This window comes from Yoonia vestfoldensis (genome assembly GCF_002158905.1).
GTDB lineage: Bacteria > Pseudomonadota > Alphaproteobacteria > Rhodobacterales > Rhodobacteraceae > Yoonia > Yoonia vestfoldensis_B.
Genome location: NZ_CP021431.1, coordinates 398,471 through 420,331, shown reverse-complemented (window position 1 = coordinate 420,331; position 21,861 = coordinate 398,471). Strand labels below are relative to the sequence as shown.

At 61.1% G+C, this 21,861-nt stretch carries 23 protein-coding genes; 14 read left to right on the top strand and 9 right to left on the bottom strand.

Annotated features, from left to right (window positions below; genetic code table 11):
- From LOKVESSMR4R_RS02105 to LOKVESSMR4R_RS02090, 4 genes are all read right to left on the bottom strand, one after another.
- Nucleotides 1-1,485, bottom strand: a complete 1,485-nt coding sequence (locus LOKVESSMR4R_RS02105) for an aldehyde dehydrogenase family protein (protein ID WP_087206094.1) — start codon at nucleotides 1,483-1,485, stop codon at nucleotides 1-3.
- 4 nt (nucleotides 1,486-1,489) lie between these two features.
- Complete coding sequence (locus tag LOKVESSMR4R_RS02100) at nucleotides 1,490-3,007, bottom strand: tripartite tricarboxylate transporter permease (protein ID WP_087206093.1); 1,518 nt, start codon at nucleotides 3,005-3,007, stop codon at nucleotides 1,490-1,492.
- A 15-nt stretch (nucleotides 3,008-3,022) separates the two neighbouring features.
- The gene (locus LOKVESSMR4R_RS02095) at nucleotides 3,023-3,562 is read right to left on the bottom strand and encodes a tripartite tricarboxylate transporter TctB family protein (RefSeq protein WP_087206092.1); all 540 of its coding nucleotides are present in this window, start codon (nucleotides 3,560-3,562) and stop codon (nucleotides 3,023-3,025) included.
- A gap of 62 nt (nucleotides 3,563-3,624) precedes the next feature.
- Nucleotides 3,625-4,569: a tripartite tricarboxylate transporter substrate-binding protein gene (locus tag LOKVESSMR4R_RS02090; RefSeq protein WP_087206091.1), complete on the bottom strand. Its 945-nt coding sequence runs from the start codon at nucleotides 4,567-4,569 to the stop codon at nucleotides 3,625-3,627.
- Between the two features lie 150 nt (nucleotides 4,570-4,719).
- Between LOKVESSMR4R_RS02090 and LOKVESSMR4R_RS02085 the strand changes: the two genes are divergently transcribed.
- From LOKVESSMR4R_RS02085 to LOKVESSMR4R_RS02075, 3 genes are read left to right on the top strand one after another with little or no spacing between them, the layout of a single operon-like run.
- Nucleotides 4,720-5,529: an IclR family transcriptional regulator gene (locus LOKVESSMR4R_RS02085; RefSeq protein WP_087206090.1), complete on the top strand. Its 810-nt coding sequence runs from the start codon at nucleotides 4,720-4,722 to the stop codon at nucleotides 5,527-5,529.
- Nucleotides 5,526-6,872 carry an aminotransferase class III-fold pyridoxal phosphate-dependent enzyme gene (locus LOKVESSMR4R_RS02080; RefSeq protein WP_087206089.1) on the top strand — a complete coding sequence of 449 codons (1,347 nt, stop codon included), beginning with the start codon at nucleotides 5,526-5,528 and terminating at the stop codon, nucleotides 6,870-6,872. Before LOKVESSMR4R_RS02085 ends, LOKVESSMR4R_RS02080 begins: the two co-directional genes overlap by 4 nt.
- A complete protein-coding gene (locus LOKVESSMR4R_RS02075; RefSeq protein WP_087206088.1) occupies nucleotides 6,869-7,741 on the top strand; it encodes an MBL fold metallo-hydrolase in 873 nt (290 codons plus the stop codon). The genes LOKVESSMR4R_RS02080 and LOKVESSMR4R_RS02075 overlap by 4 nt, the downstream gene beginning before the upstream one ends.
- Nucleotides 7,742-7,781: 40 nt before the next feature.
- On the opposite strand, the gene LOKVESSMR4R_RS02070 is transcribed toward LOKVESSMR4R_RS02075, so the two are convergent.
- The 4 genes from LOKVESSMR4R_RS02070 to LOKVESSMR4R_RS02055 are packed head-to-tail and all read right to left on the bottom strand — an operon-like array spanning nucleotide 7,782 to nucleotide 11,926.
- A complete protein-coding gene (locus LOKVESSMR4R_RS02070) occupies nucleotides 7,782-8,987 on the bottom strand; it encodes an NAD(P)/FAD-dependent oxidoreductase (protein WP_087206087.1) in 1,206 nt (401 codons plus the stop codon).
- A gap of 17 nt (nucleotides 8,988-9,004) precedes the next feature.
- A complete protein-coding gene (locus LOKVESSMR4R_RS02065; RefSeq protein ID WP_087206086.1) occupies nucleotides 9,005-9,319 on the bottom strand; it encodes a 2Fe-2S iron-sulfur cluster-binding protein in 315 nt (104 codons plus the stop codon).
- 10 nt (nucleotides 9,320-9,329) lie between these two features.
- Nucleotides 9,330-10,619: a glutamine synthetase family protein gene (locus LOKVESSMR4R_RS02060; RefSeq protein WP_087206085.1), complete on the bottom strand. Its 1,290-nt coding sequence runs from the start codon at nucleotides 10,617-10,619 to the stop codon at nucleotides 9,330-9,332.
- 47 nt (nucleotides 10,620-10,666) lie between these two features.
- A complete protein-coding gene (locus LOKVESSMR4R_RS02055; protein WP_087206084.1) occupies nucleotides 10,667-11,926 on the bottom strand; it encodes a cytochrome P450 in 1,260 nt (419 codons plus the stop codon).
- Between the two features lie 78 nt (nucleotides 11,927-12,004).
- Here LOKVESSMR4R_RS02055 and LOKVESSMR4R_RS02050 point away from each other — a divergent pair, with 78 nt between their 5' ends.
- The gene (locus LOKVESSMR4R_RS02050) at nucleotides 12,005-12,727 is read left to right on the top strand and encodes a type 1 glutamine amidotransferase (RefSeq protein WP_087206083.1); all 723 of its coding nucleotides are present in this window, start codon (nucleotides 12,005-12,007) and stop codon (nucleotides 12,725-12,727) included.
- On the opposite strand, the gene LOKVESSMR4R_RS02045 is transcribed toward LOKVESSMR4R_RS02050, so the two are convergent.
- Complete coding sequence (locus LOKVESSMR4R_RS02045) at nucleotides 12,720-13,373, bottom strand: GntR family transcriptional regulator (protein WP_087212411.1); 654 nt, start codon at nucleotides 13,371-13,373, stop codon at nucleotides 12,720-12,722. The two genes, LOKVESSMR4R_RS02050 and LOKVESSMR4R_RS02045, sit on opposite strands and share 8 nt — an antisense overlap.
- Nucleotides 13,374-13,701: 328 nt before the next feature.
- On the opposite strand from LOKVESSMR4R_RS02045, the gene phnF reads away from it, so the two are divergent.
- The 10 genes from phnF to phnD are packed head-to-tail and all read left to right on the top strand — an operon-like array spanning nucleotide 13,702 to nucleotide 21,849.
- Complete coding sequence (gene phnF / locus LOKVESSMR4R_RS02040; RefSeq protein ID WP_087206082.1) at nucleotides 13,702-14,418, top strand: phosphonate metabolism transcriptional regulator PhnF; 717 nt, start codon at nucleotides 13,702-13,704, stop codon at nucleotides 14,416-14,418.
- Nucleotides 14,415-14,837 (top strand): phosphonate C-P lyase system protein PhnG, encoded by a 423-nt coding sequence (locus tag LOKVESSMR4R_RS02035; protein WP_087206081.1) that lies wholly within the window; start codon nucleotides 14,415-14,417, stop codon nucleotides 14,835-14,837. The genes phnF and LOKVESSMR4R_RS02035 overlap by 4 nt, the downstream gene beginning before the upstream one ends.
- Complete coding sequence (gene phnH / locus LOKVESSMR4R_RS02030) at nucleotides 14,837-15,373, top strand: phosphonate C-P lyase system protein PhnH (RefSeq protein WP_087206080.1); 537 nt, start codon at nucleotides 14,837-14,839, stop codon at nucleotides 15,371-15,373. The genes LOKVESSMR4R_RS02035 and phnH overlap by 1 nt, the downstream gene beginning before the upstream one ends.
- Complete coding sequence (locus LOKVESSMR4R_RS02025) at nucleotides 15,373-16,428, top strand: carbon-phosphorus lyase complex subunit PhnI (protein ID WP_087206079.1); 1,056 nt, start codon at nucleotides 15,373-15,375, stop codon at nucleotides 16,426-16,428. Before phnH ends, LOKVESSMR4R_RS02025 begins: the two co-directional genes overlap by 1 nt.
- Entirely contained in the window at nucleotides 16,425-17,339 is a 915-nt protein-coding gene (locus tag LOKVESSMR4R_RS02020; protein WP_087206078.1) for an alpha-D-ribose 1-methylphosphonate 5-phosphate C-P-lyase PhnJ, read from the top strand. Before LOKVESSMR4R_RS02025 ends, LOKVESSMR4R_RS02020 begins: the two co-directional genes overlap by 4 nt.
- Nucleotides 17,336-18,133, top strand: coding sequence for an ATP-binding cassette domain-containing protein (locus LOKVESSMR4R_RS02015; protein ID WP_087206077.1), 798 nt, complete (start codon nucleotides 17,336-17,338; stop codon nucleotides 18,131-18,133). The genes LOKVESSMR4R_RS02020 and LOKVESSMR4R_RS02015 overlap by 4 nt, the downstream gene beginning before the upstream one ends.
- Before the next feature lie 41 nt (nucleotides 18,134-18,174).
- The gene (locus LOKVESSMR4R_RS02010; protein ID WP_237331881.1) at nucleotides 18,175-18,849 is read left to right on the top strand and encodes a phosphonate C-P lyase system protein PhnL; all 675 of its coding nucleotides are present in this window, start codon (nucleotides 18,175-18,177) and stop codon (nucleotides 18,847-18,849) included.
- A complete protein-coding gene (locus LOKVESSMR4R_RS02005; RefSeq protein ID WP_087206075.1) occupies nucleotides 18,836-20,029 on the top strand; it encodes an alpha-D-ribose 1-methylphosphonate 5-triphosphate diphosphatase in 1,194 nt (397 codons plus the stop codon). The genes LOKVESSMR4R_RS02010 and LOKVESSMR4R_RS02005 overlap by 14 nt, the downstream gene beginning before the upstream one ends.
- Nucleotides 20,030-20,084: 55 nt before the next feature.
- A complete protein-coding gene (phnC, locus tag LOKVESSMR4R_RS02000; protein WP_087206074.1) occupies nucleotides 20,085-20,900 on the top strand; it encodes a phosphonate ABC transporter ATP-binding protein in 816 nt (271 codons plus the stop codon).
- A 34-nt stretch (nucleotides 20,901-20,934) separates the two neighbouring features.
- Nucleotides 20,935-21,849 carry a phosphate/phosphite/phosphonate ABC transporter substrate-binding protein gene (phnD, locus tag LOKVESSMR4R_RS01995; protein WP_087206073.1) on the top strand — a complete coding sequence of 305 codons (915 nt, stop codon included), beginning with the start codon at nucleotides 20,935-20,937 and terminating at the stop codon, nucleotides 21,847-21,849.
- The last annotated feature ends 12 nt before the right edge of the window (nucleotides 21,850-21,861 follow it).

Genomic DNA, 21,861 nt, shown 5'->3' with positions numbered 1-21,861 from the left:
CTACAGCTTGATCCAAGCGGTCTTTAGATTTGTGTATTTGTCCAGCGCGTGCAGCGATTTGTCGTGACCGTTGCCGGACTGGCCGACGCCGCCCAAGGGCACGGTCATATCCGGTCCGCCGTAGGTGTTGACATGCATCACCCCGGTGCGCACGGCCCCGATCATCCGGTGCGCGCGCGACAGGTTCGACGTCCAGACACCGCCCGCCAGCCCGTAGATGGAATCATTCGCCAGCCGCACCGCATCGGCTTCGTCCTCAAACGAGGTGACGGCCAGAACCGGGCCGAAGACTTCTTTCTGGGCGAGCGTTGCCTTGGGCGCGACACCGGTGACGATGGTCGGCGCCATGAAGTATCCGCCGGTGCCCTGCAAAAGTTGGCTGCCCCCACTGGCGAGCGTGCCCCCCTCGTCCACTGCGGCCCTGACGAATTGCAGGTTCTGGCGCAATTGAGAGTCTGAATTGACCGCGCCAATCGCGGTGGACAAATCGAGCGGGTCTCCGACCTTCATCGCTTCGGCAATTCGGGCGACCTCGGCCACGAAATCGTCGTGGATAGACGCCTCAACCAAAAGCCGCGATCCCGCGACACAGACTTGCCCCGCATTACGGAAGATGCCAAAGGCCGTGACCTTCGCGGCCTCTGCCAGATCGGGGGCGTCAGCAAAGACGATGTTAGGGGATTTACCTCCAAGTTCCAGATAGACCCGTTTCAGGTTGGACTGCGCGGCATAGGTCAACAGCCGTCGCCCTGTCGCGCCAGACCCGGTAAAGACCAAGACGTCGACATCCATCGACAGCGCCATCGCCTCGCCCACCACAGGGCCTTCGCCCGTGACGGCATTCAAAACACCGGCGGGCAACCCGGCCTCATGGGCAAGCTCAACCAGACGCATGAGCGACAGCGATGCGGTCTCGGCCGGTTTCAGTACCACGGAATTGCCCATCGCCAGCGCGGGCGCGAGTTTCCATGCACCAATCATCAGCGGAAAGTTCCACGGGATGATCGCGCCGACAACGCCAACCGGTTCCTTGTGGATCAGGCCCAGAAAGCCCTCTTGGGTTGGCGCGATTTCTCCGTAGTTCTTGTCGATGGCCTCGGCGTAGTAACGGATGGTCGCCGCCGCAGATCCCGGCTCTGCCTTCAGGGCCATGCCGATCTCGGTGCCGTTGTCGCGCACGCCCAAGACCGCCAGTTCAAGCGCATGCGCCTCGACCAGATCGGCCCATCGCAGCAGCACCTTCTTGCGGGCGGCGGGCGGTTGCCCGGCCCAGCGACGGTCCTCGAACGCGGCGCGGGCGGCGGCGATGGCGGCGTCCATGTCTGCCTTTGTGCCTTTGGCAACCATCGTCAGGCGCTGGCCGTTCAGGGGCGACAGCACCTCCATCTGCTGTCCGTCAGAGGCCGGCACAGACTGCCCGTTGATGATATGCATTTGCATGGGCACGGCTGCGGTGCGCAGCGCGTCGATTGAGGCTTGATCCATTGGTCTACCTTTGGTGTGTGTCGTGAATGCCATGATCGCCGTCGGCCCGGTCCGCGCGATATTCGCGGCGAAGGGTCCGGATGTGCATCGCAATGACCAAGAGGATCATCACGAACAGAATAAAGGCGATGGGCCGGTCGATCATGTCCAGTGGCGTCTTCAATCGCGGCATGGCAGAGCGCAGCTTGACCTCCATGATGCCGCCCAGAACCATGCCGAGGATGATCGGCACAATCGGCAGGTTCAGCCTTTTCAGCACCAGCCCCAGCACGCCGAACCCCGCGGCGATCATGCAGTCGGTCAGGGAATTGCGCAGGGCATAGACCCCAACGAACGACAGCACGAGGATCATCACGCCCAGAAACCGTGTCGGCACGCGGATGATCTTTGTCATCAGGTTGGTCGAGAACAGCAGGAACACGAACACGATCACGTTCAGCAGGATCAGCGCGATATAAAGGCCATATACAAGGTCGATATTGTTCTGAAACAATTGCGGTCCGGGGATGACGTTATGGACGTAGAACACCGACAGCATCATCGCCGTCAGCGCCTCACCGGGGATGCCAAGGGCCAGCAGTGGGATCATCGCGGCGGCGGGCACGGCGTTATTCGCAGCCTCGGAGGCGATCAAACCCTCGGGCGATCCCTTGCCGAACAACTGCGGCGTTTTCGATGTTTTCTGCGCGTAGGTATAGCTCATGAATTGCGCGGTGAATTCGCCGGTGCCGGGGATCATGCCAAGGATCACGCCAAAGCTGGATGCGACCGTGGCGACGCGCTTGTGCTTCAACAGTTCCTTGATGCCTGCGCTCATCCGGCCGGTCACGGGCTTTGCATCGGGTGTGCTGTCCGGCATCGTTAGCAGAAAGAACGCCTGGCTCAGCGCAAAAAGGCCAAGGACCACAACGATCAGGTTGATCCCCGAACTCAGGAACGACAGCCCGAAGGTGTAGCGCTGCGTGTAAGTGACCGAGTCGAGCCCGATCGTTTGCAGGAAGATCCCGAACATCGCCAGCATCCCCGCCACCATGATCTGCCCCCGGTGAGCCAAGATCACGAGGATGATGCCCAGCAGGGCCGCCAGAAAAATCTCTCGGCTGCCGAACATCGGGGCGATCCAGGCCAGCACGGGTGACAGCAGGATCAGGCACAGGATGCCGAAAATGCCGCCCCAGAAAGATGCGGAATAGGCGATGGACACGGCGCGGTGCGCCTCGCCCTTCTGGGTCATCGGGAAACCATCATAGGACGTCAGCGCGTTGACCGCCGTGCCCGGCGTGTTGATCAGCACCGCCGGAATCGCGCCGCCATACATGGACGAGCCGTAAATCCCCAAAAGCATCGTCAGCCCCACGATAGGGTCCAGCGAAAAGGTTGCGGGCAAGAGGATGGCGATGGCCACGGCGGGCCCCACGCCGGGGATCGCGCCGATCACGACGCCCCCGATAGACCCGATGAACAGCGCAAGCACCACGTCCCAGCGCATCAGCATTTCGGCACCGGCCAAAAGATTTTCCATGCTCAGCGATCCTGCCTAGAAATATGTCAGCATGAATTGGCGCAGCCCTCCAGGCAGCACCTCGTAGATTTGGCCGCCCGGTAGGCTCACATGGAGAAGTGATTTGAACACCACGACGATCAGCACGGCGCATAGGGTGGCGGCGATCAGGATAAACCGGCTGCGATAGCCCATGCGCAAGCTCAGCAAGACGACAAACCCCACGGTCCCCAATAGGTAGCCGATGTAGGGGACGATAACGGCGTAGGCGATGAACCACAGCGCGAATTCCACCGCGCGGATCCATGTGAACACCTCACGCCAGCGACCTTCAATCCGCTCCGATACCATCGACCCGATCAGGTGCAGGGCTGCGAAAAAGACCATCCCGCCCAAGGATACGGCAGGCCAGAACCGCGGCTGCGCGATCAGCTTTTGCCCATTGCGCCAGGCGGTCTGATCCCAAAGCTGCGACAGCAAAAACAACGCAACAATCAGCGCGAACCAGGCAAAGACGATATCCCCCGGACGGCGATTGCGCTGAAACATTTGCTGAAGCGTCTGAAATCTGAGCATGGCCGATCCTTGGCAAGTGAAAGGCGGGCGACCCAGACCGGGGTCGCCCGCATCGTGTTGGATCAGTTGCCCAGCATCTGACCGATGTTCGCCATCGTCTCGATGTCTTGGGCGATCTGTGCGGCGGCGGCCTCTGCGTCCTGCCAGTAGACCAGCGCGCCGGTTTCGGCGGCCAGCTGCTGTGCCTTTTCGGACATCACCGTCTCACGGGCGACGGCGATGATCTTTTCCTGCACGTCAACGGGCGTGTCCTTGTGCACGAACAAACCGTTCCACAGCGCCACGTTCAGAGCGGGGGCAAGTTCGGCCACGGTGGGCGTATCCGGCGTCAGGGAAATCCGCTCTGCCCCGATGGAGGCGAGCACTTTGACGTCGTCAAGACAGGGCAAAATCAGCTGAAGCGTGGTGTTGATCACATCCACATCGCCAGAGGCCAGCGTGTTGCAATCCAGTGCATCAAACGGCGCATCAGAGGCGTAGGAAAAGCCCAGCTCACCTGCCAGCGCCATGGTCACCTGCGTCGGTGTCAGCGGTGCACCGAAGTGGCCCAGAACAACGTCATTGTCCTGCGCATAGGCCGCCAGACCTTCCATGTCATCATAAGGCGCGTCACCCGCAGCGGCGATCACGAAAGGATAGGTGAGGAAGTTGCCCAGCGGGATGAACGGATCGGGGTTCAGTTCAGGAATACCGATGGTCGGGCCAACAACCGGCACCGCGATGATGAAAGACCCGATCGTGTAGCCATCCGCGGGCGCGTTCGCCACTTCGATGGCACCGGGGAAGGGGCCACCGCCGCCGCCGGGCTTGTTCACGACCGCCGCAGGCACGCCGTAAGTTTCTTGAAAGTCGTTCGCGATCATGCGGGTCAGCACGTCCTCTAGATCACCGGGAGGCCACGGCACGACAAATTCAACGGGCTTTTCGGGATATTCAGCGAGGACCGGCCCCGCGAAAGCGGCAAGAGAGAGCGACAGCGCTGTCATTGTTTTTGCGAGTCTGAACATTGGAACTTCCTGTTGTGGGTTTCTTTATCTTGTAGAACAATCGGTTCATATATTGAACCATCGGTTCATAAAAAAGCTTGCCTTGCGCGGCTTCACCTGTCAAATCTTTTTTAAGATCGGGCCAAATCAGGTCGCCAGAGAGGAGTACAAATGTCGTCTGTTTCAAATGCGATTGAGCTTATGACCTTCTTTTCCGCCACCCGCCCCGAAATCGGATTATCCGAAATGCGCCGCCTTGCCGGGCGGGATAAGGCGACGACTTACCGCCACCTTCAGGCGCTACAGTCCGCTGGTCTCATTGAACAAAACCCAGAGACGAAGAATTACCGCCTTGGCCCAGCCCTGTTGCAATTGGCACAGCTGCGCGAACAGACGGTCCCGCGCAAGGCCGCCGCCCGCGCCGCCATTCAAACCCTCGCCAATGTCACGGGGGAAACGACCCACGTCAGCGTCATGTCGGGCTCCACGCTCTATGCGCTCGACTCCTGCGAATCGGAAAAACACAGCACGCGGGCGATCATCGACATCACCATCTTTCCGCTGCACGCCACCGCATCGGGCCTCTGCGCGCTCGCGTTCGGCAGTGCCGATCTCGTCGGCCTCGCGCAGGCAGAGCTGAAACAGTTTACCGCCTCAACCCCGATGACCGAGGAGGCGCTGGCCAGCGCCGTGGCCCATGCGCGCCAGTCCGGGTTCAGCCGGTCGATGGGCACCTTCGAGGCTGACATCTACAGCATGTCGGCCCCGCTGTTTGATCAAGACGGCCACTTTGCCGGCTCTGTGTCGGTCGCCAGCGTGGCGACCCGGTTCGACGACGCACTCGAACGCACAATCATGGAGGGCCTTGTCGCGGCGTCCAAGGAGATCACCCGAAACTGGGGCGGACGCATCCCCCCACACCTCATAGACAGATGGGACGCCACCCTTGGCGGCCAAACAGGGACGGAGCAGACCACATGAAGGATTCAAACTTCCTAAAGGAAAACAACGGGCGCGGCTTTTGGCACCCGATGACGTCGCCTGACGACAGCATCAAGAACCCGCCGAAGATCATCACCGGATCCAACGGCGTGCGCATTTCCGACATCGACGGTCACGAAGTCGTCGATGCGGTCGGCGGGCTGTGGAACGTCAACCTCGGCTATTCCTGCGCCCCCGTGAAAGAGGCCATCGCCAGCCAGCTGGACCGCCTGCCCTATTATTCCACCTTCCGCGGGTCTTCCAACGATGTCGCGATCGAGCTTGCGTATGAGCTGGGCGCGTTTTTCGCCCCCGACGGCGTGACCCGCGCCTTCTTTACCTCCGGCGGATCGGATTCCGTCGAAACCGCACTGCGTCTGGCGCGGCAGTATCACAAGCTGCGCGGCGAGCCGGGGCGGATCAAGTTCCTCAGCCTGAAAAAGGGTTACCACGGCACGCATTTCGGCGGTGCCAGTGTGAACGGCAATGCCAATTTCCGCACGGCATATGAGCCGCTGATGCCCGGCTGCCATCACATCCCCGCGCCCTACACCTACCGCAACCCGTTCAACGAAAGTGATCCCGAAAAGCTGGCGCATTTATGCGTTGCCGCTTTGGAGGACGAGATTGCGTTTCAGGGTGCCAGCACCATCGCCGCCATGATCATGGAACCGATCCTTGGTGCGGGCGGCGTCATCCCACCGCACAAAAGCTTCGCGCCCATGGTGGCCGAGGTTTGCGCGCGCAACGGCATCCTGCTGATCACCGATGAGGTCATTACCGCCTATGGCCGCACCGGTGCTTGGTCTGGCGCGCGGCTCTGGGGCATCCAGCCCGATATGATGTGCACCGCCAAGGCCATCACCAACGGCTATTTCCCTTTCGGCGCGCTGATGATCGGCCAACGCATGCAGGAGGTGTTCGAAAACAACCCATCCGCCAAGATCGGCCACGGCTATACCTATTCCGGCCACCCGGTCGGGGCCGCCGCCGCGCTGGCCTGTCTGGCGGAAACGCAGCGCCTTAACGTGGTCGACAACGCCGCCGCGCGGGGCGATCAGCTGTATCAAGGCTGCCTGGCTTTGCAGGAAAAATACGACGTCATCGGAGACGTGCGCGGGGGCCACGGGCTGATGACCGCCATCGAAATGGTCAGTGACCGCGCCACCAAAGCACCCATCGACGCGGCCAGCGCCACAAATGTGCAAGAGGTCGCCTATCAATCCGGCGCGATGGTCCGCGTCTCTGGCCCGAACCTGATCCTGTCGCCACCGCTGGTGCTGACAGAGGCCGACGCCACCACGATCCTCAACGCACTGGACAAAGGCTTCGCCGCGCTATGAGCACCGCTACGTCAGACAGCTTTGTCGCCCTTCTGGGTACCAAGGGCGGGCCTGCGATCCGGCCGGGATCGTCCATGCCGACATCAAACCTCTACGTCACCAAGGGGCGGCAGATTGTGGTCGATTGCGGCCTCGGCGTGACGCGGGGGCTGGTCGATCAGGGGATGTCGCTGAAGGATCTGTCTTTGATCTTCATCACGCATCTGCATTCGGATCACTTCCTTGAACTCGGCCCGCTGATCCACACCGCTTGGACCGCGGGCCTCAAGACTCCTGTCGCGGTCTACGGCCCGCCGGGGTTGGACGCCTACTGGACAGGTTTCCTTGCCTCGATGAAATGCGACATCGACCTGCGCACAGAGGACGAGGGGCGGCCACCGCTTGCCGATCTTGTCACCTTCCACACCATCGACGCGGGCACCGTGATGCAAACGGGCGGCCTGACCGTGTCCGCGATCCGCACGATCCACCCGCCGCTGGTTGATTGCTTTTCGCTGTCGTTTCGGACGGCGGAGCATCATGTCGTATTCTCGGGCGATACGGCCCCGCTGGATAGGCTCGCCGACTTTGCCAAGGGCGCGGACCTGCTGATCCACGAGGCGATGCTCGAAAGCGCGCTGCCCGCCTTGATGTCGCGCATCGGCAACGGCAGTGACAAGCTTTACGCCCATTGGCTGCGGTCCCATTCCTTTGCCCATGATGCGGCCCGCACGGCGACGGCCGCCGGCGTCAAAGCGCTCGCCTTGTCGCATCTGATCCCGTCGGATGATCCGTCTTATAACGAAAGCGATTGGACAGCGGCGGTGAAGGACGATTGGTCCGGCACGCTTTGGATCGGCAAGGATGGGCTACGGATCAGCCTGCCCTAACACGGATCAGGGCGCGGCAATCCAGCCGCGCCCTTTTTCGTTAAACCAAGGTTTTGAGGTCCGTCGCAGGGTCCGCAAGACCCGCTCGGTCCGGTGTCTGCCCCGCCTCGATCCAGCGCTTGCCGGTCATATAGTCGCGCGGCGCGTTCAAGGCATCGACCGCCAGCAGCCGCCCGGCGCCAAAATACCAATGCGACAGCGACCAGTTTGTGTTGCCCCGCCGCGTCACCACCGCGTCATAGCCATTGTTCAGCCCCGCGATCTGCAGTTTGACGTCAAACTGGTCCGACCAGAACCAGGGCCGCGCGGCATAGTCTTTGCCCTGCCCCATCACATTGGCCGCCACGGTATCCGCGTGATCAATCGCATGGGGCACGCTTTCAAGACGCAGCCATGCACCGCCGTGGGGGAAGGACGCGCAATCGCCCACCGCCCAGATGCCCGGGGCCGATGTCTGTCCCCGCGCGTCCGTCCAGATGCCGTTGTCGATCCGCAGACCTGCGGCCTCTGCCAGGGCGGTATTGGGGCGGATGCCGACACCGACGATGGCCAGATCGCAGGGCAGCGCTGTCCCGTCGCTCAGCACCGCCCTGGTCACCGCACCGTCGCCTTCAAACCGGGCCAGCCCAACCCCCTCGCGGATCGTCACCCCGTGGTGCTGGTGCAGGGCGCGGATCGCGTCAGAGGTTTGCTCGCTCGCCACCCGTTGCAGGATACGCGGCGCCATTTCGACGACCGTCGTCCGCAACCCGACCTTGGTCGCCACGGCGGCAGCCTCAAGCCCGATGTAGCCGCCGCCGATGATCACGGCGTGGGTGCTGGTGGCGACCCGATCGCGAATGGCATCAATATCGGCCAGCCCGCGAACAGAGTGAATGCCCGCCAAACCGCCCGTCACTGCCTGAGGCAGGCGGATCGGGTCCGACCCGGTGGCGAGGATGATCGCATCGGCCGCGAGCGTCCCCTGCGCTGTCTCAACCCGCATATTCGCCGGATCAATCCCGGTCACGGCGCAGCCCGTGCGAAGATCAATCCCCGCGGCGGCATAGGCGTCGGGTGGTTTGAGGTACAGCCTCTCGCGCGCCATGTCGCCCAGCAGATAGGCCTTGGATAAAGGCGGGCGCTGGTAGGGGGGATCGGCCTCCGCCCCCAGCAGGATCACCTCTCCCTCAAACCCGTGTTTGCGCAAACCGAAGGCGGCGGAACATCCCGCCTGCCCGGCCCCGATGATGACAATGCGCTGCATCTCTCGCCCCAGTCCGGTCAGGGTGTGGGAACGATCAGGTGCAGACCGTCAAGGCTGTCATCGGCCACGATCTGGCAGGACAACCGGCTGGTGGCCTTCCTCTCGGCCTCTGTGGCGTCCAGCATCGCGTCCTCGAAATCCTCCGGCCCGCCGGTCTTATCCGCCCAATCGTCGGCGACATAGACATGGCAGGTGGCACAAGACAGGCAGCCGCCGCATTCTCCGACCACGCCATTGATGCCATTGGCCACGGCGGCCTCCATCATGTTGGTGCCGGGGGCGACGTCGGCGGTGCGGGTCCCGCCGTCTTGCAAGGTCCAGGTGACTTTCATGGCGGCCTCCTCAAACGTAGTAAATGTAGAAATCGCGCAGCGCCGCATCGTCCAGATCGGCGGTCTTCTCGACCTCCTGCGATTTCATGAAGATGTGGTTCTGCGTCAGTAGATCGCCGACCGCCCCGCAAAGCGCCGTGTCAGCCGCAAGATCGGCAATCGCAGCGCCCAGATCAGTCGCGGTGCCTTCGGTGGCATCCGTCGTCTCGAACCCGTCGCCGGTCTCAATCGGGGGCAGCTCTGCCGTCTGGTCCTGCCCCAGCAAGGCGGCCTGCAACACGGCGGCCACGGCAGTATAGGGATTGGCAGAGGCATCGGCCATCCGGTGTTCCAGCCGCGCCTTGGCCCCCCCTTCGGCGCTGATCCGCGTGGTCACGTTGCGGTGGTCCCCGCCCCAGTTGCGCCAATAGCCCGACAAGGATGCAGGCGCCAAACGCCTGTAGGATGTGCCCGTCGGCGCGATCAGCCCGGCCAGCGCCTTGTGGTGGGTCAACAGGCCAGAGATGCAGCCCTTCGCCAAATCGTTAAGGTGCTCCGGCCCGCCGCCGCCCTGCCCAGCCACGGCATTGCGACCCGTTTCATCCACGAAAGAGAAATTGATATGCATGCCCGACCCGCCCGCCTGGGGGATCGGTTTAGGCATGAAGGTCAGGATCACACCGGCCTGCAATGCGATTTCCCGCGCCATCTGGCGGAACAGCACGATGTCATCGACAGCCTTCACGGCGTCATCGAAGGTCAGCGTGTATTCGAACTGCGGCGTGTCGTATTCGGCGGTGATCATGTCCAGCCGGAAGCCCAGCTTGTCCGCCATGTCCCAGATCTGGTCGTTGAACCCCAGCGGGTCGGTAAACGGCCCCGTGCCATAAACCACCGCACCCCGGCTGTTATAAGGGACCAGCGCGCCGTCTTCGTTATGGATGAAGGCGAAAGCCTCCAACTCGATCCCGACTTTGGGCGACAGCCCCCGCGCACCCCAGGCCGCAACCGCCCGTTTCAGCGCACCGCGTGGGCATAGCGCCAGCGGCTGGCCGTTGTGGTCATAGAGATCGCCCAACACAATTTTCGTGTCCCGTTCCCAGCCTTCGCGGATTTCGTCATGGATCCAGTGCAGCGCCATATCCGGCAAACCTTCGAGCATCATGGACCCCGGCGCGGGCAGCAAGTCCTTGTCGTAATGGACCCCGAAGGTCGATCGGCAAAACCGTGTCTCGTCGTCGCGGATTTTTGAGGCGGGCAGGTATTTGCCGCGCATGATGCTCAGGTGATCGCAGAACATCGCTCTTAGTCGTTCGGCCATGGGGTCTCTCCGTGTTGGTTTGTTCTTTGTGGTTTTATTTTCTTTTCTCAGGCCAGCGTGACGCGGACCGGCAGGGATTTGATGCCGCCCACGAAATTGGACCGCAGGAATTGGTGGGGGCCTGCGGCCTCGATATGGGTGATGCGCTTGGACAATTCCTGAAACAGCACGCGCACTTCAAGCCGCGCCAGCCACATGCCAAGGCACAGGTGCGGGCCGCCCTGCCCAAAGGACAGGTGCTTGTTGGGCGTGCGGAACAGGTCCACGCGGAACGGGTCGTCAAACACCGCCTCATCGCGGTTGGCAGACGAGAACCAGTACAGAACCTTGTCCCCCGCCTTGATCGTCTTGCCGTGGATCTCATAATCCGACAGCGCCGTGCGCCGGAAGTAAAGCGCAGGAGTGGCCCACCGGATGATCTCATCCGGTGCTGTTTCCCAGATGTCACCGCCTGCTTGCATCTGGGCCAGCAGTTCAGGCTGGTGACACATCGCCTGAATACCGCCCGCGATGGAATAGCGCGTCGTGTCGTTGCCCGCAGCGACCAGCAGGCAAAAGAAATTGCGGAACTCGGTTTCCGAGATCACATCGCCGTCGGGGCCGGGTTGCAGGATCATGTGCAGCACGCCAGAGGTGTCGCCCTCGCGCTTTTTACGCTCCAACATCTCCTTGGCATAGGCGAATAACTCTGCACCTGCGGGGGAGTTGAATGGCATCATGCGGAATTCGTCCGTTGTGATCTTGTCGAGGACGTGGTCCGTGAAATCGGGGTCGGTGTTGGCGATCAGCTCGTCACCCTTTTCGACCAGCCAAGGCAGATCATCCTCTGGTGTGCCGATGATCCGGCCCAGCATCAGCATGGGCAGAACGCGCGCGATCCGCTTGGTGGCGTCGAATTCCCGCTCATGCAGCACATCGTCCAGAATGGTGACGCAGAGGTCACGAATGTCGCTGTTGAACCCCTCGATCACGCCCTTGGAAAAGGCTTTCGCCAGCTTGATGCGGGTTTTCATATGCTCTGGCGGATCGATCTCCTGAAAGGTGCGGCGCGCGATGACCTCTTCGGGGGATTGATCCTCCATGCGGATGCCGTGTTCCGACGAAAAGACCGCCGTGTTGCGGTTCATTTCCATGATGTCGGCGTGCCGCGTAATCGACCAGAAACCTTTACCCTGATCCCATTCTGTCCAGTGAATGGGGTCTTCGTGACGCAGCCTTTTGAACGTGTTGTGCGGTGCGCCGGCGGTAAAAGTGTCGTGGCTGGTCAGATCGGCATGTCCGTCGTCGGTGGGGGTCCAAATCGTCATGGAGGTCTCCTTGTTTGTTGTAATGTATACCTGAGCAATATATAAATATACAAAAATTTGACCCACCAAGGAAAAACAATGCACCTTGCCGTTCTGATGACAAATACCGACGAAAGCGATTTCGCGCAGAAACACCCGAAGGATGGTGAGAAATTTAAGGTGTTGATTCAAAGTGTTCGCCCCGATTGGGCGGTTACGTCCTTCCGCGTAAAAGACAATATCTTCCCGGATGATCTCCTTGCCTTCGATGGTGTCATGATCACTGGAAGCCCCGCCTCTGTGTTGGACAGCCAGCCTTGGGTCGCGCGTCTTCTCGAGGAGATTCGCATCGCCTACGCAGCCGGGCTGCCGCTTTTCGGGGCCTGCTTTGGTCATCAGGCGATTGCACTGGCCCTTGGCGGCACGGTCGAAAAAAATCCGAACGGCTGGGGGTTCGGGCTGATCGAAATGGCGGTGGTCGAAAAGGCCCCGTGGTACGACGGTGACGCGCGGCTGCTGCAGTATGGCGCCCATGTGGAACACGTCACGCAACTACCCACGGGCGCGCGCCGCCTCTTCACCTCACCCCATTGCGATGTGGCGGGCTTTGCGATTGGCGATCGGGTCTATACCACCCAAAACCACCCCGAAATGACACCGGAGTTTGTCGCGGCCCTGGTCGAGGAATATGCCACCAAGATGGACACCGACGTCATCAGCCGCGCGCGCGCCTCTTTGAAACAGCGCGCCGATACAGAGGTTTTCGCGCAATCCATCGCCGCCTTCTTTGAGGCCGCAGTCGCAGAGACCGCGCCTACCTGACCGACGCGATCATATGCATGACCGTCTCACGTTCGTAATTGAAATGCGCAAGCATCTGCGTCCGCGCCGCGGCACTGTCGCGGGCACGGATCGAATCTGTGATCGCACGATGCTCCTGCGCGGATTGCTCAATCGTCCCGGGCGTGCGGTAGCGCAGACGGTAATGCGCCATCAACTTTCGCGCATTCAGCTTGATCATTTCAAGAAGGTAGGGGTTACAAGACGCCTCTGCGATGGCGGCGTGATAGACCCTGTTGAGGTCGTAATACGTCGTGTGCTGATCGGGGTCGGCGGTTTCGGCAAAGGCCTCGCATGCGCGGGTGCAACTTTCGATCACCGCTTCGGTGTCCGGTGACAGCCGTTCCGCCGCAAGCTCTGCCGCCTGCGCTTCGAGCGTGGCGTGGACCTCAAGAATGGCGAGGAATTGGTCCGTGTTCGGCTGAAACAGGGTCACACCCTTGCGGGGGTGCCGCACGATCAGCCCGTCTGTCTCTAGCTGGATCATCGCCTCGCGCACGGGTGTGCGTGACACGTTACACGTCTCGATCAGATCCTTTTCCTCGATCAAATCGCCGGGCATCAGGGATCCGTTTTCGATCCGATGCAGGATCGTTTGCGTCACAGCGTCTGTTTGTCTTTTGGCCATCGGCGTCGCCCCCCATCGATGCGTGAATGTCGCTCGCATGATATCGTTGGGGCACCCCGCGAAGCCAGCCAAAAAAATCCGCCCGGATCCGCGCCGCGCCCCAAGACCGGCAGGCGCGCGCCAATGCCGCGGGTCGGTCGCGCCATCAGTCGTCGCCGCCACGGGTTTACCAGAGAGTTTCTGGTCCAATGATCACGCTGCTTTTTGATCCCGTGACATTCACAGCGCCTCTATAGGGCCAGATCTCTGTCAAATCGCCATCACGCCGTCACACCTGCGTTACACGCCTGCGATATCGCAAAGTCATTCGAATGAATTTGAGGCTGATGTGACAACGATTGACTGGACATATGTCCGAGACGCCATCGCACAAGATATTGCGGCTGGGCACCTGCAACCTGGCGACCAGATCGGGACAGAACCCGAGCTTGTCAAGCAATATGGGACGGGGCGGCATAGTCTGCGCCGCGCGATCGCGGCACTGGCCAAACAGGGCATGCTCCGCGTCGAACAGGGCCGCGGCACTTTTGTGAGCGCGCCGAAAATGCTGCATTACGAATTGGGCAAACGCACACGCCTGCGCCAAAACCTGGCGTCCCAGACGATCGATATCTCGCGCGAGTTGCTGAGGTCGGGGATCATCACTGCACCTGAACGGGTGCGCGAGGCGCTTGGCCTTGCGACGGATGCAAAGGTGTATTTCGCGCATCGGTTGACGCTCGCGGATGGTCTGCCCATTGCGTTCGGCACAATCTTTCACGCGGTCGACCGGTTTCCGGCCTTTCTTGACAGGCGTGCGGTCTTTGGGTCGATAACGGAAACCTACCGTTCTTACGGGATCGCGGATTACATCCGCGCCGAGACCAGCTTTCATTCCCGCCAAGCCGATCAGCAAGAGGCCCGGCTGCTGCAACAGCATCCTGATTTATCCGTCACGATCATCCGTGCCGTCGATGCCCTGCCAGATGGCACGCCGATTTCTTTTTCCGATGTCGTCTGGGCCGCGTCGCGGGTCCGGTTCAGTGTTGCAGGTAATCAAGCATGACCCCGAAAACCGACAGTCACACCTTGTCCACGCTGGCGCGTGCAGATGCCGCGCGGATCAAGCAATTTGCCGAAACCCTGATTGCGCCGCTTGGGCCGATCAACGTGCAGCAAAGCCGTACCGGCCTGGTCATGTTGCCGATGCGCGATACCGCTGGCGGGGCCACGTTCCACCTTGGCGAGGTTCTGGTCAGCCAGGCGCATGTGTCGCGTGACGGCATTGACGGCTACGGGATGCGCCGCGGCCGTGATCTAGAGGCGGCGATGGCCATGGCACTGGTCGATCTGGCCATCGCCAGCGGCATCGAGGTCACACGATGCAGGGCCTTTTGTCAGCAAGAGGCCACGCGCCAGACAGAAGATGACCACGACAGGCTGCGCCGCATCCAAGCAACCCGCGTCGATATGGAGACATTCTGATGCTGACCACCCCCGCGCCCGACGCAGAAGAAACACAAGCCAATGCCGCGTTCGAGGCCGCCCTTTGGGCTTGCAGTCGGCCGGGGCTGCCGCGACAGCTGCCAGCACCGGGCGAAGCTGCCTTGATCGCGGCCTTGCTGGACCGTGAATGTGCCGCCTATGCTGGCGATCCTTTGCTGATCCCCGTTCTGGCGCAGACCGGGGCCGGATTGGTCGATCTGTGTCAGGCGGATCATGCGTTTCTGGGCAGGCTTCAGGATATCACCCTTTTGGGGCAATGCCGGACCGGATCCGACCTCTATCCCGATCAGGGGGCGACCTTGGTGATCCGCGCAAAGTTCGCGCAAGGCCCAAGGATACGCCTGACCGGCCCCGGTGTGGACGGCGCCGTGGTGATCCAGCTTGACGGTTTGCCTGCGGGCTTCTGGCAGGAACGGGCCAGGCTGATCCGGTATCCGATGGGGTTCGACATCTTTTTCCTCGACGGCGAATGTCTGGTCGGTTTGCCGCGATCAACCAAGGTAGAGGTCGCCTGATGGCATATGTGGCAACCCGCGGCGGCGAGCGGGCAATCGAACAATCCGAACGTCTGTTTCGCGCGGCATTGGGACAGATCAGCGCGGACCGCGTCGCAGAGATCAAACAGGCACTGCCCTATCTGGTTGACCGGGTCATGGGCGAAGCATCGCTTTACGACGAGGACCTGGCATCGCTTGCCCTGGCGCAAACGGGCGGCGAACTTTACGAGGCGGTGCTGGTCTTGCGCGCATGGCGCACGACCCAACCCCGCCTGAGCGTCGCGGCGCCGGTGGAACAAGACAGCCTGTTTACCCATCGCCGGATTTCAGCGGCATTCAAGGATATTCCGGGGGGCCAGCTGCTTGGGCCGACGCTGGATTACACGCACCGGGTGCTGGCGACGGATGTTCTGACCGGCACCCCATTTGATCCCCCGCAGGTGGAACCGGCGGCCGATCCGGCCCCTGCGCAGCAGCCGTCGGTCAGCGCATGGCAGGCGGCAAACGATCTGGTTGATATCCCCAAACCCGATACCATCGCAGGAGAGCAGATTGCCGATCTGACCCGCGAACCACTTCTGTTTCCTGCCAAGCGCGCCCATACATTGCAAAGCCTTGCACGGGCCGAAACCGGCGGTGTGCTGGCGCTGGGCTATGCCGCTATGCGCGGTTACGGACAGGCCCATCCGACGGTCAACGAATTGCGCTTGGCCGAAGCGGAGGTCGTCGTCACCCATCCCAATGGCACAAAATTCTCGGCCGGCCGGGTCAAAGTGTCCCAAGCCGAAGTGGTATCCAAGCAAGGTGAAAAGCTGCGTCTGGGTTTTGCGGCGACACTTGGGTGGAACGAGGTAAAATGTATCGCGGCCGCGACACTCGACCTGAACAGCAAAGATGCGCCCAAAGGCTCTGCGACAGAAGAAGAATTCTTTCTTTATCACACCGAAGGCGTCGAAGCATCGGGCTTTTGCATCCACTTCAAACTGCCCCATTACGTCACCTTCCAATCATCATTGGACGCGATGCGGGATGCCAAGGCAAAACGCGCAGCCGCACAGGAGCCAGCAGAATGACCCTTGCCAGCCTGACAAAGCCTTGGGCGCCGATGAGTTACGGCTTTCTGGACGCCTCTGCCAAACGTGAATTGCGCCGCAAGATGATAAAGGCGGTCTGCGTGCCCGGCTGCCAGATGCCCTATGCCAGCCGCGAAGTGCCGATGGCGCGGGGGTGGGGCACCGGTGGCTTGCAGGTTTCGTTGACCTTGATCAACCCGCGGACCTGCGTGAAAGTAATCGACCAAGGGGCCGATGACAGCGTCAACGCAGCCTCGATCCGGGGGTTTCTGGCACGGGTATCGGGCGCGCCGGTGACCTTGGACACGTTGCAGGCTGATCTGATCCAGTCGCGGCACCGCATCCCCGAAGAAATCCTGCGCGAGGATCAGATCCTCGTGCTGCAGGTGCCCAACCCCGAACCTTTGCGCGGCGTGCAGCCCAATATGTCGATTGCGCGACAGATGCATGCCGATGCCGATTACGGGCGGATGTGGTTGCAGCTTTATGAACAGATCGTGCGATCAGGGCGCGTCATGCAGGGCGCAAGCTATCCGTCGATGGTCAATGGACGCCATGTCATGACACCCTCGCCGATCCCGCGTTGGGATGTGCCCAAGCTGCATATGGCGCAGCATCTGACGATCCTGTCTGCTGGCCGCGAAAAGCGCATCTTTGCGGTACCGCCATATTGTCGGGTCGAACCGCTGGTTTTCGACGATGTGCCCTATCGGGTCGAAGACCACGGCAAGCTGGTTTGCGCGCGCTCGGGGGCGAAGGGCTATTTCATGAATGAAATCCCACAGGCCGACGGGTCATCCACCTTTGAGATATCCGACAGCCAGTTCGGCGTGAAAGCGATCCAGCACCGCATGGGCGAACAGACACATCAGGGCGAGACCTGGTACAAGGACGGAGAATTGTCAAAATGATCTTGGAACGCGATCCGCCGCGGATCGTCACCGCCGCCCCTTTGGTGCAGATGCACGGTGTGAACAAATCCTACGGGCCGGTTGTCGCGCTGCGCGATGTGCATGTCGCCGTCTATCCCGGTGAAGTGCTGGGCATCGTGGGGGAAAGCGGCTCTGGCAAATCCACCCTTCTGCGCATGATGAACCTGGAAGAAACGCCACAAAGCGGCAGCTATACGCTGGACCTGCCGGATGTGGATGGAAACCTCTTTGACCTTGACCGGTTTTCGCGCCGCATGCTCTGTGCGACGCGGATCGGCATTGTCTATCAGAACCCCCATCTTGGGCTTTTGATGACGCATTCCAGCTCTGGCAATGTGGCCGAACGCCTGTTGGTGGCGGGCGAGCGACGCTTTGCCGTGCTGCGGGCAAAGGCGACAAGCGCCTTGGCGGCATCGGAATTTCCGCTTGAACGGCTTGATGCGCCGCCGATCGAATTGTCGGGTGGGATGCAGCAGCGGGTCCAGCTTGCCAAGGCCATCGCCCTTGAACCCGCACTCTTGTTGCTGGACGAACCGACAACGGGGCTGGATGTCAGTGTGCAGGCGCTTGTGCTGGATACGCTGAAACGGCTGCAACAGGACCGCAAGATCACCATGGTGATCGTCAGTCACGATCTGGGCGTGATCCGGACCTTGGCGGATCGTGTGATGGTCATGCGGCGCGGCGAAGTGGTCGAAGCCGGGCTGGCCGACCAAGTCTTTCAGGATCCGCAACATGCGTATACGCAACAATTGGTGCATGCAAAATTATGACCCCCGTTCTGGACATTCGCGGCCTCCAAAAAGGCTTTACCATGCATCATCTGGGTCAGGGTTTCGCGGCCTTCGATGATGTTTCCTTTGCTGTGGCGGCGGGGGAATTCGTTCTACTGAAAGGGGCCAATGGCGCGGGCAAATCCACGCTGCTGCGCACGCTTTATCGCAGCTATCTGCCGCAGGCCGGACAGATCCTGTTCCGGTCCGATCATGGCCAGATCGATCTGGCCCGCGCCGCGGATGTCGATATCACCTATCTGCGCCAGACCGAAATCGGCTTTGTCACGCAATTTCTGGTCGCACGGCCTCGGGTCAGCGCCGAAGCATTGGTCGCAGAGCCGTTGCGGCTGGCCGGTGTCGATGCCGACGAAAGCCTGACCGAGGCCCGGCACTGGCTGAAAACCTTTGGGGTCAAGGCAAATCTCTGGCCGGCCTATCCGACCACCTTTTCGGGCGGTGAACAGCAAAAGGTCAATCTTGCCCGTGCCTTGATCCGCCCGCAAAAGTTGCTTTTGCTTGATGAACCGACCGCGTCGCTGGATGCCAATGCCCGCGCGGCGCTGGTGCAGCGTCTGGCCGACCTCAAGGCGCAAGGCACGGCGATGATTGGCGTTTTTCACCACCCTGATGATGTCGCGCATCTGATAGATCGCGTGATCGACCTGACCCCTGATGCGGCACGCCACGAGGACCGGCAAGATGTGGTTATCTGATTTCGCGCTTGTCCTGCCTGACAGGGTGATGCCGCATGGCTCTTTGCGGATCGAGGATGGCATCATCACCGACATCGTCGAAGGCCCGGTCAAAGGCGGCGTCGAGGGGCAGGGAATGGAAATCTTTCCCGGCTTCATCGACATGCATGGCGACATGATCGAGGTCGAGCTTGAGCCGCGCGCACTTGTGGATTTTCCGATGGATGTCGCGCTGCACCATCTCGATATGCGGCTGGCCGCCTCGGGTGTGACAACGGCTTATGCGGCGGTGTCATTCTCGCGCGGTGTTCGCGCGGGCGAGCGCCGGTCATTCGAACATACCAGCCAAGTGATCCGTGACCTGTCAAAGGCGCGCGGGCAAGCCCGTGTCGATCACCGGATCCATGCACGATTTGACATCACCTTCGACAATGCCGTCAATGTGCTGGCTGGTCTGCTTGGGGACGGAAGCGTCGATCTGGTATCCTTGATGGACCACACGCCAGGCCAGGGGCAATACCGCAACCTCGAAGTTCATATCCGGAACAAGGCCGCCTTTCACGGTGTGTCCGAAACCGAAGCCCGCCAGATGATCAGCACGGCGATTGCGGAACGAAGCCGCCCGCAAGAAGACCTTTTGACGAATATGCGGACTGTCGCGCAATTGTGCCGCGACCATGGCGTGCCATTGGCCAGCCATGATGACGATTCGCCCGACAAGGCCAACCTGATGGCAGACCTTGGCGCGATCCTGTCGGAGTTTCCGGTCACGAAAGACGCCGCAGCCGCCTGTGCTGCGCGCGGCATGATGATCGCCATGGGCGCGCCCAATGCGATGCGCGGCCAAAGCTATTCCGGCAATCTATCCGCACGCGAGGCCCATGCCGCCGGATTGCTGCATATTCTGGCGGCGGATTATCATCCGGCCACGATCTTGCCCGCGATCCGGATTCTGGCCGAGAGCAACCCAGAGGGTTTGGCCGGTGCCGCACGATTGGCCACCGCCAACCCGGCAAAGGCGCTGGGGCTGTCAGACCGCGGACGGATCGGGCTGGGCAAACGCGCCGATCTGGCCATTGTGGCAGGCCACCATGTCGTTGCCAGCCTGCGCGGCGGGCAGCTGATCTTTAGCAAAGGCCTGCTTTCATTCGACCCGCACAGCGACGCTGCTGCATTCACGGAACCTTCATACAGCAGTTAGCTAGCTGTTACCGGCAAGGCCGATGGTGGCATCAGAATCATTCGGATGAATTGCCATGACAGCCTCTTTGACCCTGACCTCCTTGTCGCGCAGCTTTGGCGAAACAAAGGCGGTCGATAACGTAAGTCTGACGATCAACCCCGGCCAGTTTGTCGGTGTGATCGGGCGCTCTGGCGCCGGAAAATCCACGATGCTGCGCCTGATCAATCGGCTGATCGACCCCAGCTCGGGGTCGGTGTCATTTGATGGGACAGAGATCACCGCACTGCGGGGCAAGGCGCTGCGGGATTGGCGGCGGTCCTGTGCGATGATCTTTCAACAGTTCAATCTTGTTGACCGGCTAGATGTGCTGACCAATGTGCTGATCGGGCGGCTGGCCGAACATGGGTTTCTGAGTTCGATGGCGATGCAATTCAGCGACGCCGAACGCACCATGGCGATCGAGGCGCTGGACCGGCTCGACCTTGTGCCACAGGCGCTGCAGCGGGCCGGCACATTGTCAGGGGGCCAACAGCAGCGCGTCGCAATCGCCAAGGCCCTTGTCCAGCGGCCAAAGATCATGCTTGCGGACGAACCCATCGCATCGCTTGACCCGGCCAATGCCACGCGCGTGATGGATGGTCTCAAACGGATCAATACCGACGACGGCATTACCGTCATGGTCAACCTGCATACGCTCGATACCGCCCGCGCCTATTGCGACCGCATCATCGCGATGCGCGCCGGACGCGTGATGTTCGATGGCACAGCCAGACAGCTCACCGACGACGTGGTGCGCGACATCTACGGGCTCGATGGCTTTGCCGAGTTCAACGAAGCCGTCACCTCGACCACCGCGCGCGCCACGGGGCGCGTGAATGAAACGGTTTGAAGCAACTGACAACGCAACCAAAAGGGATATCACCATGCGTTTCATCACTGTGACTGCTCTTGCAACGCTGATCGCGGCTCCGGCATTTGCCGAGGGCTGGAAGGAGGATTACCAGACTGTGAATATCGGGTTCCTGTCTGGCGAAAATGAACAAGACCGCCTGACCCGCACAGCACCGTTGAAAAACCACCTTGAACGCACGCTTGGCGTGAAGATCGAGATTTTCCTTGCCGGAAGTTATGATGGCGTGATCCAGGCCATGGCCGCCGACCAGATCGAATTCGCGTTTCACGGCTCATCCTCTTATGCGGCGGCCTATACGGCGACAGATGGCAACATCATCCCGCTGCTGACCACGCAGAACAAGGACGGCTCGACCGGCTATTACTCGATCATCACGACGCGCTGTGACAGCGGTCTGACCTCTTTGGCCGATCTGCAAGGCAAGGTTCTGGCCTTTGCTGACCCCGATTCCACCAGTGGCTATGCTGTCCCCTATTTCAACCTTGTTGAACGCGAAGACCTTGATCCTACGACCTATTTCGCGGCGGTTCCATTTTCCGGCAGCCACGAGGCCGGTGTCCAGGGTGTCGTCAACGGCACCTTTGATGCCGCAGCGACATGGCAAGATTCCGCATTGTCCGGCGTTTATCAGCGGATGGAGCTCAAGGGGATGATCGAGCCCGGTCAAGTCTGCGTCATCTGGCAATCCCCCGAGATCACCTCGGGCCCATTGACCGCGCGCGCCAACTTGCCCGCAGAGATGATCGAAGAGATTACCGCCGCGGTGGAAGCATTCCCCAGCGCCGATCCCGAGGGATGGAATTTCTACACCTCCTACGATCCCGAGGACGACAACCCGACAGTGGGCTATGTGCGCGTCGATCATGACCGCTATCAGTGGATCATCGACATGCGCGCTTGGCTGCGCGCGCAGCGCCGCGGCTAGACCGCAGCTGTC

Bases quoted from the DNA above. Each gene is read 5' to 3' on its own strand.
- LOKVESSMR4R_RS02105 (WP_087206094.1), bottom strand. From the start codon at position 1,485: ATGGATCAAGCCTCAATCGACGCGCTGCGCACCGCAGCCGTGCCCATG.
- LOKVESSMR4R_RS02100 (WP_087206093.1), bottom strand. From the start codon at position 3,007: ATGGAAAATCTTTTGGCCGGTGCCGAAATGCTGATGCGCTGGGACGTG.
- LOKVESSMR4R_RS02095 (WP_087206092.1), bottom strand. From the start codon at position 3,562: ATGCTCAGATTTCAGACGCTTCAGCAAATGTTTCAGCGCAATCGCCGT.
- LOKVESSMR4R_RS02090 (WP_087206091.1), bottom strand. From the start codon at position 4,569: ATGTTCAGACTCGCAAAAACAATGACAGCGCTGTCGCTCTCTCTTGCC.
- LOKVESSMR4R_RS02085 (WP_087206090.1), top strand. From the start codon at position 4,720: ATGTCGTCTGTTTCAAATGCGATTGAGCTTATGACCTTCTTTTCCGCC.
- LOKVESSMR4R_RS02080 (WP_087206089.1), top strand. From the start codon at position 5,526: ATGAAGGATTCAAACTTCCTAAAGGAAAACAACGGGCGCGGCTTTTGG.
- LOKVESSMR4R_RS02075 (WP_087206088.1), top strand. From the start codon at position 6,869: ATGAGCACCGCTACGTCAGACAGCTTTGTCGCCCTTCTGGGTACCAAG.
- LOKVESSMR4R_RS02070 (WP_087206087.1), bottom strand. From the start codon at position 8,987: ATGCAGCGCATTGTCATCATCGGGGCCGGGCAGGCGGGATGTTCCGCC.
- LOKVESSMR4R_RS02065 (WP_087206086.1), bottom strand. From the start codon at position 9,319: ATGAAAGTCACCTGGACCTTGCAAGACGGCGGGACCCGCACCGCCGAC.
- LOKVESSMR4R_RS02060 (WP_087206085.1), bottom strand. From the start codon at position 10,619: ATGGCCGAACGACTAAGAGCGATGTTCTGCGATCACCTGAGCATCATG.
- LOKVESSMR4R_RS02055 (WP_087206084.1), bottom strand. From the start codon at position 11,926: ATGACGATTTGGACCCCCACCGACGACGGACATGCCGATCTGACCAGC.
- LOKVESSMR4R_RS02050 (WP_087206083.1), top strand. From the start codon at position 12,005: ATGCACCTTGCCGTTCTGATGACAAATACCGACGAAAGCGATTTCGCG.
- LOKVESSMR4R_RS02045 (WP_087212411.1), bottom strand. From the start codon at position 13,373: ATGGCCAAAAGACAAACAGACGCTGTGACGCAAACGATCCTGCATCGG.
- LOKVESSMR4R_RS02035 (WP_087206081.1), top strand. From the start codon at position 14,415: ATGACCCCGAAAACCGACAGTCACACCTTGTCCACGCTGGCGCGTGCA.
- phnH (WP_087206080.1), top strand. From the start codon at position 14,837: ATGCTGACCACCCCCGCGCCCGACGCAGAAGAAACACAAGCCAATGCC.
- LOKVESSMR4R_RS02025 (WP_087206079.1), top strand. From the start codon at position 15,373: ATGGCATATGTGGCAACCCGCGGCGGCGAGCGGGCAATCGAACAATCC.
- LOKVESSMR4R_RS02020 (WP_087206078.1), top strand. From the start codon at position 16,425: ATGACCCTTGCCAGCCTGACAAAGCCTTGGGCGCCGATGAGTTACGGC.
- LOKVESSMR4R_RS02015 (WP_087206077.1), top strand. From the start codon at position 17,336: ATGATCTTGGAACGCGATCCGCCGCGGATCGTCACCGCCGCCCCTTTG.
- LOKVESSMR4R_RS02010 (WP_237331881.1), top strand. From the start codon at position 18,175: ATGCATCATCTGGGTCAGGGTTTCGCGGCCTTCGATGATGTTTCCTTT.
- LOKVESSMR4R_RS02005 (WP_087206075.1), top strand. From the start codon at position 18,836: ATGTGGTTATCTGATTTCGCGCTTGTCCTGCCTGACAGGGTGATGCCG.
- phnC (WP_087206074.1), top strand. From the start codon at position 20,085: ATGACAGCCTCTTTGACCCTGACCTCCTTGTCGCGCAGCTTTGGCGAA.
- phnD (WP_087206073.1), top strand. From the start codon at position 20,935: ATGCGTTTCATCACTGTGACTGCTCTTGCAACGCTGATCGCGGCTCCG.